This window comes from Pseudomonas sp. PS01303 (assembly GCF_029959385.1).
GTDB classification, from domain to species: Bacteria; Pseudomonadota; Gammaproteobacteria; order Pseudomonadales; family Pseudomonadaceae; genus Aquipseudomonas; species Aquipseudomonas rustica.
In genome coordinates this window covers 1-12,934 of sequence record NZ_JASCPK010000161.1, presented here as the reverse complement: position 1 = coordinate 12,934, position 12,934 = coordinate 1, and the positions used below count along the sequence as shown (strand labels likewise).

Annotated in this window: 11 protein-coding genes; 6 read left to right on the top strand and 5 right to left on the bottom strand. The window is 60.7% G+C overall.

The window, feature by feature from the left end; genetic code table 11:
- Positions 1-134: 134 nt before the first annotated feature.
- On the bottom strand, positions 135-434 hold the full coding sequence (locus tag QMX93_RS26695) for a hypothetical protein (protein WP_282358516.1): 300 nt from the start codon (positions 432-434) through the stop codon (positions 135-137).
- Positions 435-622: 188 nt separating this feature from the next.
- Here QMX93_RS26695 and QMX93_RS26690 point away from each other — a divergent pair, with 188 nt between their 5' ends.
- The gene (locus QMX93_RS26690; protein WP_053121963.1) at positions 623-1,063 is read left to right on the top strand and encodes a carboxymuconolactone decarboxylase family protein; all 441 of its coding nucleotides are present in this window, start codon (positions 623-625) and stop codon (positions 1,061-1,063) included.
- Positions 1,064-1,188: 125 nt separating this feature from the next.
- On the opposite strand, the gene QMX93_RS26685 is transcribed toward QMX93_RS26690, so the two are convergent.
- From QMX93_RS26685 to QMX93_RS26675, 3 genes are all read right to left on the bottom strand, one after another.
- The gene (locus QMX93_RS26685) at positions 1,189-2,784 is read right to left on the bottom strand and encodes a DHA2 family efflux MFS transporter permease subunit (protein ID WP_282358515.1); all 1,596 of its coding nucleotides are present in this window, start codon (positions 2,782-2,784) and stop codon (positions 1,189-1,191) included.
- Complete coding sequence (locus QMX93_RS26680; protein ID WP_282358514.1) at positions 2,781-3,890, bottom strand: HlyD family secretion protein; 1,110 nt, start codon at positions 3,888-3,890, stop codon at positions 2,781-2,783. Before QMX93_RS26680 ends, QMX93_RS26685 begins: the two co-directional genes overlap by 4 nt.
- 96 nt (positions 3,891-3,986) lie before the next feature.
- Entirely contained in the window at positions 3,987-4,751 is a 765-nt protein-coding gene (locus QMX93_RS26675) for a helix-turn-helix transcriptional regulator (RefSeq protein ID WP_282358513.1), read from the bottom strand.
- Positions 4,752-4,849: 98 nt separating this feature from the next.
- Between QMX93_RS26675 and QMX93_RS26670 the strand changes: the two genes are divergently transcribed.
- The 4 genes from QMX93_RS26670 (at position 4,850) to QMX93_RS26655 (ending at position 10,251) form a co-directional block, all read left to right on the top strand.
- The gene (locus QMX93_RS26670) at positions 4,850-5,977 is read left to right on the top strand and encodes an MFS transporter (protein WP_282358512.1); all 1,128 of its coding nucleotides are present in this window, start codon (positions 4,850-4,852) and stop codon (positions 5,975-5,977) included.
- Positions 5,978-6,162: 185 nt separating this feature from the next.
- Positions 6,163-6,654, top strand: a complete 492-nt coding sequence (locus tag QMX93_RS26665) for a sigma-70 family RNA polymerase sigma factor (protein WP_282358511.1) — start codon at positions 6,163-6,165, stop codon at positions 6,652-6,654.
- 88 nt (positions 6,655-6,742) lie between these two features.
- Positions 6,743-7,726: a FecR family protein gene (locus QMX93_RS26660; protein ID WP_282358510.1), complete on the top strand. Its 984-nt coding sequence runs from the start codon at positions 6,743-6,745 to the stop codon at positions 7,724-7,726.
- Positions 7,727-7,824: 98 nt separating this feature from the next.
- On the top strand, positions 7,825-10,251 hold the full coding sequence (locus QMX93_RS26655; protein WP_282358509.1) for a TonB-dependent receptor: 2,427 nt from the start codon (positions 7,825-7,827) through the stop codon (positions 10,249-10,251).
- Between the two features lie 144 nt (positions 10,252-10,395).
- On the opposite strand, the gene QMX93_RS26650 is transcribed toward QMX93_RS26655, so the two are convergent.
- Positions 10,396-11,547 (bottom strand): MFS transporter, encoded by a 1,152-nt coding sequence (locus tag QMX93_RS26650; RefSeq protein ID WP_053121948.1) that lies wholly within the window; start codon positions 11,545-11,547, stop codon positions 10,396-10,398.
- Positions 11,548-11,786: 239 nt separating this feature from the next.
- On the opposite strand from QMX93_RS26650, the gene QMX93_RS26645 reads away from it, so the two are divergent.
- Positions 11,787-12,767: a diaminopimelate epimerase gene (locus tag QMX93_RS26645; RefSeq protein WP_282358508.1), complete on the top strand. Its 981-nt coding sequence runs from the start codon at positions 11,787-11,789 to the stop codon at positions 12,765-12,767.
- Positions 12,768-12,934: the final 167 nt, after the last annotated feature.

Genomic DNA, 12,934 nt, shown 5'->3' with positions numbered 1-12,934 from the left:
AGCCTGCTCGCGAAAGCGGTGTGTCAGGTGAAAATTGTTTATCTGACACGACGCCTTCGCGAGCAGGCTCGCTCCCACAGGGGTGTTGCGTTGATTGGGTGATGGGTTGATCACCACGGATGGCTCTTGTTCGTTCAGCCGCCTGTGCCACCGCCCGCACCGCCAGTCCCGCCGCCGGCCGAACCGGTGCCGCCGCCCGCGCCTGAGCCCGAACCGCTGGAACCGCCATTAGTACCGGTGCCCGAACCTGCGCCGTCGGATCCGTTGCCGCCAGAAGGCGCGCCCGGTGTGTTGTCCGGTGGCATGGTCGAGCCGCTGGTGGCGCCGGATTTGGTGCCAGTGGCGTCAGCGCCATCGTTGGCCGCGAAGCTGGCGGCCGAGGCCGTGGCAAGCAGGCCGGCGAGCAATAATGAAGTGAAAGTGCGCGTCTTCATGGTACGTCTCCAAAAAGGGGATTTACCTGATATTGGTCTGACGCGTTTGAGCGTTGGTGCCGGTCGGCTGACCAGCGGTCGATCGCGTGGCCAAGTGGCCTACTGTTCTTCTGGAATATTGGCTATTTGCCGAACCACGCGCCGGGACTAACGTAGTCACACATTCACTCGCCCCCCGGATACTCACCATGAAAGCTCGTACCGATTTCTACACCGCTTCCCCTGACGCCCTGAAAGCGATGATCGCCCTCGAAACCGCCGTGTCCAAACTGCCACTGGAAAAGACCCTGGTTGAACTGGTCAAGCTGCGCGCTTCGCAAATCAACGGCTGCGCCTTCTGCATCGACATGCACACCGCCGATGCCATCAAGGGCGGCGAAACCCCGCGTCGTCTGTTCGCCGTGACCGCATGGCGTGAAGCGCCGTTCTTCAGCGACCGCGAACGTGCCGCGCTGCTGTGGACTGAATCGCTGACCCAACTGAGCCTGACCCACGCACCGGATGAAGATTACGAAGTCGTCGCGGCGCAGTTCACCCCGAAAGAACTGGTCGACCTGACCGTGGCAATCAGCACCATCAACAGCTGGAATCGCCTGGCCGTCGGCTTCCGCAAAACCCCGCAAGCCTAAACCCCAACACAGCCCTTTGTAGGAGCAAAGCTTGCTCGCGAAAGCGGCTGCTCATTCAACCCTGATGTTGACTGTGACGACGATTTCGCGAGCAAGCTTTGCTCCTACAAGGGCTGCGGTGATGATCAATGCCCATCCGCACTCGGCGCGGCCGGTGGTTGTACCTTGCGCATCAAGGGCACCATCGCTGTGGCGATGACGAAGCAGACCATGATCATCAGAAAGGTGTCGCCGTAGGTTTGCGTTTGCGCCTCGCGGTACGTCAGCAACCACAACTGGCGCAGGCTGGCGGTGACGCCGACGTCACCGCTCTGGCCCAGCGTGGCGAAGTTGCCGCCGACCTGCGCCAGCCACTGATTCATCGCCTCATTGCTGCTGTTCAGATGCTCGGCCAACCGCGTGAAATGCAGGTTGGTACGGTCATTGAGGATGGTCGCGCACGCCGCAATCCCAATCGCTCCACCGAGATTGCGCATCAGGTTGAACAGGCCCGACGCATGCTTCAAGCGTGCTGGCGCCAACCCTCCCAAGGTCAATGTCACCGCCGGCGGCACTGCCAGTTGCTGAGCAATTCCGCGCAATGCTTGCGGCAGCATCAATTGCCCCGCGCCCCAGTCGTGGGTGATCGGGCTGAATTCCCACATCGACACCGCGAACAAGCCCAGGCCGACCATCATGATCCAGCGCAGATCGACGCGATTGGCGAGAAAGGCGTACAGCGGAATCGCCATGATCTGGAACACGCCGGTGGAGAAAACCGCCAGACCAATGTCCAGCGCGCTGTAGCCGCGCACCCGGCCGAGAAACAGCGGCGTCAGGTAAATCGTCGCGAACAGGCCGATGCCGGTGACAAAGGAAAAGAAGCAGCCGAGGGCGAAATTGCGATCCTTTAAGGCACGCAGATCAACGATCGGATTGGCCACGTGCAAGGTTCGGCCAATGAAGGCCAGTCCGGCTAGCCCGCTGATCCACGCCGTGGTCAGAATCGTCTGGTCGCTGAACCAGTTCCAGCGCGGGCCTTCTTCGAGGGTGTATTCGAGGCAGCCGAGAAACAGCGCGAGAAAGACCATGCTCAGATAGTCCGCGCCCTTGAGCAGCGACAATTCCGGTTGGTCGATTTTCACCAGCATTGGCACTGCCACGGCGACAAAAATCCCCGGCACCAGATTGATGTAGAACAGCCAGTGCCACGATGAAATATCGGTGATCCAGCCGCCAATCACCGGGCCCATGGTTGGCGCCAATGAGGCAACCGCGCCAATGGTGGCCGCTGCGATTACTCGCTGTTTGCCGGTGAAGAAAAAGAACGCGGTGGTGAACACCAGCGGAATCATCGAGCCGCCGAGAAACCCTTGCAGGGCGCGAAAAGCGATCATGCTCTGGATGTTCCAGGCGATGCCGCAGAGCAGACTGGCGAGGGTGAAACCGACTGCCGACGCGCAGAACAACCACCGCGTCGAGAACACGCGCGACAGCCAGCCCGATAAGGGAATCACGATGATTTCGGCGATCAAATAACTGGTCTGCACCCACGCGGTTTCATCGGTGCCGGCGGACAATCCACCGCCGATATCGCGCAACGACGCGGAGACGATCTGGATGTCGAGCAACGCGATAAACATGCCGATGCACATCGTCGCGAAGGCGAATACCTTGGTCGCGGTGGCCATGTCCGCCGCGTTGAACGGTTGCGCAGGGGCGGCGAGGGTGGCGGCGCTCATGGCGCGACGGCCACGGCGCTGGTTTCAGGCTGGGCGCGGGTGTCGACTTCTGCTGTCACTGACAGCCCCGGGCGCAGGTGGCCGAGCACGCCGTCCGCCGGGTCGAGGAGGATGCGCACCGGCACCCGCTGAACGATTTTGGTGAAGTTGCCGGTGGCGTTTTCCGGCGGCAACACGCTGAACTGCGAGCCGGTGGCGGGAGCGAGGCTGTCGAGACGACCGTGGAATTCCTGACCGGACAGCACATCGGCGCGGATGCTTACGCGTTGGCCGGGTTTCATCCGCGCCAATTGGTCTTCCTTGAAATTGGCATCGACCCACAAGCCGCTGGCCGGCACCACCGACAGTTGTTGCGAACCGGCCTGCGCATAAGCGCCAACCCGTGCGCGGCGGTTGCCGATCACGCCATCCACCGGCGCACGCAATTCGGTGTAGCCGAGATTCAACTGCGCCAGATCACGTTCGGCGCGAGCCTGCTGAAGGGCGGCGCGGGCCTGTTGTTTTTGCGTATCGATCACCGCGAGTTGGCGTTGCGCGGCGAGCAGTTCGGCTTGGGCGCGGGCGCTCAAGGCTTGCGCGGTTTTGAAGGTGGCGTCGGCGCGTTGCGCACTTTCGACCGACACGGCATTGGTCGTCACCAGGCGTTTGTAGCGGGCGTTGTCGTCACGCGAGCGCGCGGTTTCGGCGCCCGCCGCATCGATGCCGGCGCGGGCCTGGCCGATCACTGCTTGCTGCAATTGTTCAGTGGCGTCGAGGTTGGCCAGCAGCGCTTCTTCAGCGGCGACCGCGCCTTCGCTTTTCGCCAGATTGGCGCGGTAGTCGCGCGCGTCGAGACGGATCAGCACATCGCCGGCCTTGACGTGCTGGTTGTCGCTGACCAGCACTTCGTCGATGTAACCGGCGACTTTCGGCCCGATCACCGTGACGTCGCCTCCGATGTAGGCATCGTCGGTCTCTTCGAGAAAACGTCCAGCGCCCCACCAATGCACGGCGTAGACGCCGGCGAAAATCAGCACGAGTAAACCGACGCCCGCAAGCAGCACGCGTTTAAGCAGGGGAGGCTTGGCCTTCACCGCAACAGGTTCGAGGGTGGGCATGCTGGTCATAGCGGAATACCTGCGCAAATGGTTCGTTATTACGGCCGTAATATGACGCAGGTAATATTTGCTGGCAATTTATTTCGGATGCCGATCGTCAGTTGTTTATTTGAGCCAGTGTCCGGGTGTGCTGCCAGTCATTGATTTGAAGAAAGCGATAAACGCGCTGTCGCTGGCGAAACCCAGTTCGAACCCGCAATAACTGAGGCTGCGCCCGGTGGCGAGCAATTCCATGGCGCGCATCAACCGCCATTGCTGACGCCATTGTTGATAGCTCATGCCGGTTTCGCGCTGGAAGATCCGCCCGATCGTGCGGCTGCTGGCGCCGATCTGTTGTTCGAGCGTTTGCATCTCGGGGGGTAATCGTTCCGGCTTAGTCAGCAGCGGCGCCAGACGCTTGTCCCGAGGCAGCGGCAACAACATCGGTTGCTGCGCCGCTTCGGCGATTTCGCTCAGGCACAAACCGAGTAAATGGGCGAATTTGCCCTGTTGCCAATCGGTGTCGAAATCCGCTGTTGCGATCGGCTCCAGCACGGCGCGCAGCAATGGGCTGACTTCGATCACGCAGACATGCTGCGGCAGCTCGGCGCACAGTTCGGCAGTCAGGTAGATCGAACGGTAATCGACACTGTGCTGCATCACCGCGCGATGACTCACGCCCGGCGGAATCCACGCCGCCCGCGACGGTGGCAACAGACACAATTGCTGGGCCAGCGTAATGCGCGTGCAGCCCTGACGGGTAAACAGCAATTGCCCGCGCTGATGTTGATGCAGGCCGGAATCGTGATCACCCAGGGTTGCGGCGATGCCGATCACCGGCGCGCGGTAACTGTCAGCGTCAAACGTTGCGTGAGCATCGAGCCAGGCCATGGGTTGTCCGATTTTAGCGATAAGTTGGCAGGATTCGGATAATACGCCAGTCGCCGCTTCTTAAACTCCTCTGCGGTTTACTTGAGGAGACACGAAGTATGAACAACAGAAATCTGTTGCTGCTGGCGATCGCGCTGCTGATGTTTCCGCAGATCGCGCAAACCCTGTACAGCCCGGCGCTGGGCGATATCGGACGGGTGTTTGACGTCGGCCCCGAAGCGGCGGCGCAAACCTTGTCGGTGTATTTCCTCGCGTTTGCCGTGGGCGTGGTGGTGTGGGGCCGGTTGTGCGATCGCATCGGCCGGCGTCCGACGATGCTTGCAGGGCTGGCGATTTATGCATTGGCGACGGTGATCGGCTTGCGGGTTGGCAGTTTTACCGGGTTGTTAGCGGTTCAGGCGGTGGCGGCGTTTGGTGCGGCGGTCGGCTCGGTGGTGACGCAAACCGTATTGCGCGATCGCTTTAAGGGCACGGAACTCGCGCAGGTTTTTTCAATAATGGGCATCGCGCTGGCGGCCAGTCCGGCGATCGGTTTGTTCAGCGGTGCCAGTCTGGTGCAGGCCTTTGGTTATCGCGGTGTCCTCGGCGCTTTGCTAGTGCTTGCCGTGCTGCTCTTGCTGTGGAGTATGTACACCCTGCCGGAAACCCGGCCGGAGCAATTGCCACAGGTGAGTCTGTTTGAAACCCTTGGGCGCATGTTGCGAGACCTGGGTATCTGGCGTTCGGCGCTGTGGATTGCCTCCTTCAATGTCGCCCTGTTCAGCTACTACAGCCTCGCGCCGTTCCAGTTTCAGCGGCTGGGCTTGAGTGACACGTTGTTCGGCTACAGCGGCGTGATCCTCGCGCTGGGCTCGGGGTTTGGCGCGTGGTTCAACAAGCGTTTGTTAAAAGCCGGGGTCGCAGCGATGCAGTTGATTCGCCTCGCGGCTGTCAGCGGTTTGCTCGGTGGCATTGGCGTTTGGTGGTTGCAGGACAGCGCCGCGTTTGTGCTGCCGATGTTGCTGATCGTGCTGGCGTTCGGTATGGCGATCCCGAATATTCTGGGGATGGCGCTGGTCGATTATTCGGATCGATTGGGTACCGCCGGGGCGTTGTTGGGGCTGTTCTATTACCTGTTGATTGGCGCGGGGTTGATGCTTGCCGGTTGGTCTCAGGCGCTTGGCGAAACCTTGATCGTGTGCAGCGCCCTGGCGTTGCTCCTGACAATAAAGTCAGCCGCTAAATGATCACTTTGTAGGAGCTGCCGAAGGCTGCGATCTTTTGATCTTGTTTTTTTAAATACAAAGTCAAAAGATCGCAGCCTTCGGCAGCGCCTACAGGGGGAATGTACGCAGGCAACGGAATGAATTGCCGGGGTTAATAGGAAGCATTACTATTCACGCCCCTTTCCTCAGCACGCCGCCCATACCCCATGCGTCCCCGCAGACCCGGCTTTTTCGAGCATTACGAAGAGTTGATCGGCACCTGGACTCGTCGCCTGCGCAATCGCGCGCAGGCCGAGGATCTGGCGCACGACACCTTTGTGCGGGTGCTCGAATCGGATTCGGCGACGGTGCAGCAGCCTCGGGCGTATTTGCATCAGACCGCACGCAATATCGCGGTCGACGGTTATCGGCGTGAGGATCGGCGGGGTGCCATGGAGTCGGAGGCGATCGATCACAGTGCGTCGTCGTCCGGCGACCCGGAGCATTACATGCATGCGATCCAGCTGGCCGACTCCATCGAGCGCGCGCTCAGTGAGCTGCCGGTCAATTGCCGGAAGATTTTCGTCTGGCAGAAGATCGAAGGCCTCACCCAGGCGGAAATCGCCGAACGCCTGGACCTGTCCAAGAACATGGTCGAAAAGTATATGATCCGCACCCTGCGGCATTTGCGTGATCGACTGGACGGGTTGCAGTCGTGATGGTGTGTGTCGTTGAAAAGATCGCAGCCTTCGGCAGCTTCTACAGGGGGCTGTGTGTCTTTATATTCCCGGCCGGACAGGACATTCCATGATGGATACTCGTGATTGCGCGTGCGGGCAAACAACGGTGCGCGATGATGCGGCTCGCTGGTTTGTGCGTTTGCAGGAGCCGGTGGTCAGTGCCGACGAGCAGCAGCGCTTCGACGCCTGGCTGAATGAGCATCCGCAGCACCGTGACGAATTCCAGTTGCTTCAAGGCCTGTGGACGGCCGCTGATTTACTGCCGGCGCCACGCCTCAAAGCCTTGGTTGAAACTCCACCGACGCGCCGCGAACGACGTCCGTTGTTGCGTTATGCCGTGGCCGCGAGTGTGGTGGCAGTGGCGCTCGGCCTCGGTCTATTCAGCGGTTTGAATCATCCGGGCGGTTACCGCGCCGAATTCAGCACCGTGTTGGGCGAGCGCAAACACGTAGCGCTGCCGGACGGTTCGGTGATCGATCTGAACAGCCGTAGCCGCTTGCAGGTGCGCTTCGAAAAAGATCGTCGATTGATCGAATTGAGCGAAGGCGAGGCGATGTTCAGCGTTGAGCACGACACCTCGCGACCGTTCGTGGTCGAGGCCGGCAGCGGCAAGGTCACGGTCACCGGCACCCGTTTCGATGTGCGCCGCGACGTCACGCAAACCCGCGTGGCGGTGGAGCAGGGCACGGTGAAAGTGCAGGGCCACAATGCGCCGGACAACGACTTCATCAGCCTGACCGCAGGCCTCGGTACCTACGTCGATGCCCAAGGCAAAGTCGCTGCCGCCTATGCGGTCAACCCCGCAGAACTCACCGCTTGGCGCAGCGGCAAACTGGTGTTCAACAACGCCAGCCTCAGCGAAGTGGCGGCGGAAGTATCGCGTTATCGCGAGAAGCCGCTGACCGTCAGCAACCCTGCGGTGGCCAGTCTGCGCCTGACCAGCGTGTTCAAATCCGACAACACCGAAGCCTTGCTCAAAGCCTTGCCGAGCATCCTGCCAGTGGCCGTTCGCACCCATGCGGATGGCAGTCAGGAAATAATTTCAAAATAAAATTCAGGTTTTTTTCGAGTTCATCGTCTTCCTGTTCAACTGCAACTGGTTTGCATTAACAGCCGCACACTCTTGCGATCCACAGGACTACGTTCGACGTGAAAACCACCACTGCCCACAATAAAAAATCCCCTTGGTTGCCGCTGGCCCTCGCGCTCGCGGTCAACGCTGCGATGCCGCTGGCGTTTGCCGGTGAAGCGATTCATATCCGCGCCCAGCCATTGGGTCAGGCGCTGAGCGAACTGGGCCAGCAAACCTCGCTGCAAGTGTTTTTCAGCCCTGATCTGGTCGCCGGCAAACAAGCCCCGGCCGTCGATGGCGACATCTCCCCGGAGCAGGCGCTGCGTCAGTTGCTGCAAGGCAGCGGTCTGGATTATCAGATCAACGAAGGCTCGGTAACGCTGTCGCCCGCTGCGACTTCCGCTGCGACCAACGGCCCGCTCGAACTGGGCGTGACCGACATCAAAGTAGTCGGCGACTGGCTCGGTGATGCCGACGCCGCCGTGGTGCAAAACCACCCCGGCGCACGCACGGTGATTCGCCGCGAAGCCATGGTCGAGCAAGGTGCGATGAACGTCAGCGACGTGCTCAAGCGTGTGCCGGGCGTGCAGGTGCAGGATTCCAACGGCACCGGCGGCAGCGATATTTCGTTGAACGTTGGCGTGCGTGGTCTGACGTCGCGCCTGTCGCCGCGCTCCACGGTGTTGATCGACGGTGTGCCGGCGGCGTTTGCGCCGTATGGCCAACCACAACTGTCGATGGCACCGATTTCCTCGGGCAACCTCGACAGCATCGACGTCGTCCGTGGTGCCGGTTCGGTGCGTTACGGGCCGCAAAACGTCGGCGGCGTGATCAACTTCGTTACCCGCGCGATCCCGGAAAAAGCCACCGGTGAAATCGGTACCACCCTGGAAACCACCCAGTACGGCGGCTGGAAACACATCGACACCGCGTTCCTCGGCGGCACCGCCGACAACGGCATGGGCGTGGCGTTGTTGTATTCCGGCGTCAATGGCAACGGTTACCGCGAGCGCAACAACGGCAACGACATCGACGACGTGCTGCTCAAGACTCACTGGGCGCCGACCGATCAGGACGACTTCAGCCTCAACTTTCACTACTACGACGCCAGCGCCGACATGCCCGGCGGTCTGACGCAAAAGCAGTACGACGACAAACCCTATGACTCGGTGCGCGATTACGACCAATTCAGTGGTCGCCGCAAAGACGTGTCGTTCAAGTGGATTCGTCAGATCGACGAACGCACCCAAGCCGAAGTGCTGACCTATTACACCGACAGTTTTCGCGGCAGCACCATCGCCGCCCGCGATCAGAAAACCCTCAGTTCGTACCCGCGTTCCTACTACACGCTGGGCATCGAACCACGGGTATCGCGGGTCTTCGATGTCGGCCCGACCAGCCAGGAAGTCAGCGTCGGTTATCGCTATTTGAAAGAAGCGATGCACGAGCAGTCGAGTCGTCTGGCGTTGGTCAACAATCAGCCTGTCGTAACGCCGACGTCTGACGGTCATGTGTTCCAGGATCGCACCGGCGGCACCGAGGCCAACTCGGTCTACGTCGATAACAAAATCGACGTCGGCAACTGGACGATCACGCCCGGCATTCGCTTCGAACACATCAGCACTGACTGGCATGATCGCGCCGTGCTCGACACCGCTGGCAAACGCGTGCCGGAGAAAAACCGCAGCATCGAAAGCAACGAACCGCTGCCGGCGCTGAGCGTGATGTATCACCTGTCGGACGCGTGGAAACTGTTCGCCAACTACGAAACGTCGTTTGGCAGCCTGCAGTATTTTCAGCTGGGGCAGGGCGGTTCGGGTGACCAGACCGCCAACGGTCTGGAGCCGGAAAAGGCCAAGACCTACGAAATCGGCACGCGCTACAACGATGACGTGTGGGGCGGTGAAGTGACGCTGTTCTACATCGACTTCGATGACGAACTGCAATACATCAGCAACGATGTCGGCTGGACGAATCTCGGTGCGACAAAACACCAGGGCCTTGAAGCGTCGGTGCATTACGACATGGCGGCGCTGGATCCGCGCCTTGATGGCCTGACTGCCAACGCTGGTTTTACTTACACCCGCGCGACTTATGAAGGTGAAATTCCGGGCTTCAAGGGCCGTGATCTGCCGTTCTATTCGCGTCAGGTGGCGACGGTGGGTTTGCGTTACGACATCAACCGCTGGACGTACAACATCGACGGCTTTGCCCAGTCGAAACAGCGTTCGCCGGGTACCGGTGTCAACGCCGATGGCAGCTTCAACGGCAACTACATCACCGAGGGCACGGCGGACGGGCAGTACGGCGACATTCCGGGTTACGTGACCTGGAACGTGCGTGGCGGCTATGACTTCGGGCCGCAGGTGTCGAATTTGAAGTTGGGCGCGGGGGTGAAGAACGTTTTCGACAAGCAGTATTTCACCCGCTCCAGCGATAACAATTCGGGGATGTATGTGGGCGCGCCAAGGACGTTCTTTGTGCAGGCCAGCGTTGGTTTTTAACTGATCGTTCCCACGCTCCGCGTGGGAATGCAGCCAGGGACGCTCTGCGTCCAAAAGCGGACGCGGAACGTCCATTGAGGCATTCCCACGCAGAGCGTGGGAACGATCTCATGTAGGAGCTGCCGCAGGCTGCGATCTTTTGCTTCAGACTTTCAAGACTTTCCCGCCAATCGCGACGGCAACCAACAGCACCGCCATCAGCCCAAAGGCAAAGCTCAAACTGCTGGCATGCGCGACAAAGCCAATCACCGCCGGCCCCGCCAAAATCCCCGCATAGCCCAACGTGGTAATCGCCGGCACCGCGATGCTTTCCGGCATCACCGTCTGTTTGCCCACCGCCGTGTACAGCACCGGCACGATGTTCGAGCAACCGGCGCCGACCAGCGCATACCCGACCAATGCCGCTTCCCAGCTCGGTGCGAACGTCGCCAGAAACAAACCGCCCGCCGCCAACAAACCGCCAAATAGAATGATCCGCGTGGCGCCGACGATCCGCACAATCCGGTCACCCATCAAGCGTCCCGCCGTCATGGTCAACGCAAACGCTGCATAACCCAATCCGGCATAGGCCGTGTCGATCCCGCGTTCCTGCGCCAGGAACACCGCGCTCCAGTCCAGCGCCGCGCCTTCGGTGAGGAAGACGATGAAACACATCCCGCCGATAAACAGCACGATGCCGTGGGGGATGGCGAATGCCGGGCCCGAGCTTTCACTGCCGTAAGGCAGCATGTGCGGCACGCATTTGCACAGCGCGGCGATCAACACCACGACCACCACCAGCATCGCGGCGAGCGGCGTCAGGCCGAGGCCGAGCAGGGCGCTGACGCCCGCCGCACCGACGATCCCGCCGAGGCTGAACAAGCCGTGAAAGCCCGACATCATGTTCTTGCCGCTGGCACGTTCGACGATCACCGCTTGCAGATTGACCGTCGAATCCACCGTGCCGAGTCCGGCGCCGAACATGAACAACGTGGCAACCAGCGCAGGGATCGATGAGACCGTCGCCAGCAACGGCAACGCTGCACAGATCAACAACGTGCCGCCCGTGGCCACGCGCCGGCAGCCGAAGCGTGTGGCGAGAATCCCCGCCAGCGGCATTGCCAGAATCGAGCCGACGCCCAGACACAACAACAGCAAACCCAACGTGCCCTCATCGAGCCCGGCGCGCGCCTTGGCGTACGGCACCAACGGCGCCCACGCCGCGATGCCGAGCCCGGCGATGAAAAAGGCGATTCGCGTGGACATCTGTTGCAGGCGTCCGGGGACGAAGGTGGCTTGGGCGTTGAGGCTGGTCATATCGATCCTTGGCAAAAAACTTCGCGTCCCCGAAGGACAGTGATACGGCGTCGAGGTTCGATCGCCCGTCATTCGAGGAAGTACAGACGACATCCTACCTTCTCCTGTAGGAGCTGCGGCACGCTGCGATCTTTTGATCTTTGTTTTCAAGATCAGAATCAAAAGATCGCAGCGTTCCGCAGCTCCTACAGGGGAATGCGGTTTACAGTTGGTTTTTTCGGTTGCGGGGATTACGAGTGATGACGCAGTTTTATGATGCGCGGGGCAATATCTACGGTGTGGTTTCGCCGCAAGCCTTGCGCGAGGCGGGCATTGATCTGCCTGCCAGCGCTGCCGAATGCACATCCTTGCGCCAGTCCTGGACTGAGGCCGCTATCAAACGCTGCTGCGACTGGCCCGATGGCCAGCGCCCAGCCAACAGCAAATCCCACCGCAGCGACGGCCTGCTGATCGGCCCGTTCCAGACCTCGCCGCCGTTCGATGTGCTGATCGTCAACACCGACGGCACCCTCGCCGAGCGCAGTGGCAACGGTTTGACGATTTTCTCCAAAGCGCTGACCGAGCACGGATTGCTGCCGAAGGAGGGCGCGTTGTTGCGCGTTCATCACGACAAAGGTGACGCGGTGGAAACGTCGGTGAAACCTGCCGAAGTCGAAGGTGTGCGAGGCTTCTGGCTCGATCTCGGTCAAGCGGATTTTGGGCCGTGCGCGGTGGGTGCGCAGAACGTTGAAAGTGTTGATTTCAATAGCCGGGAGGTCAGCAGAATTCAGCCATTGGCAGCACTTGATCCGACCTGGGAGCACAGCCAATTTGTGCGCATCGGCAATCCACATTGCGTGACGCTGCTTGGCGACAAGTCGGCGTTGCCGAGTAACGAGCAGATGCGTGAGTCGCCACTGAATGAAGGCCTGACACAGATCGCCTACGCCATGCCGAGCGGCGCTGGCGACCCGTGTCCGGCGGGCATCAATCTGCAATGGGCGGCACGCGATTCCGAGCAACGCATCGTCGCGCGAGTCTTCGAACGTGGCGAAGGGCCGACGGCGTCATCAGGCACCAGTGCCAGTGCGGTGGCGTGTGCGGCATGGCGGGTGGGTTGGGTTGAAGCGGGTGAAGTGCAGGTGGTCATGCCCGGCGGCACGGCACCCATTTTGCTGGAAGCAATCGACGGCGAGCAGGTGCGCGTCAGATTGTTTGGTACGGCGCGGTTGATCGGCTGAACTCGAAACCGCCATCGCTGGCAAGCCAAACTCCCACAGGGTTTTGTGCTGAACACATTATTTGTGTGCACCTCTGAACCATTGTAGGAGTGAGCCTGCTCGCGATTGCGGTGAGTCAGGCAACATATGATTTGAATGGTAGTCCGCTATCGCGAGCAGGCTCACAC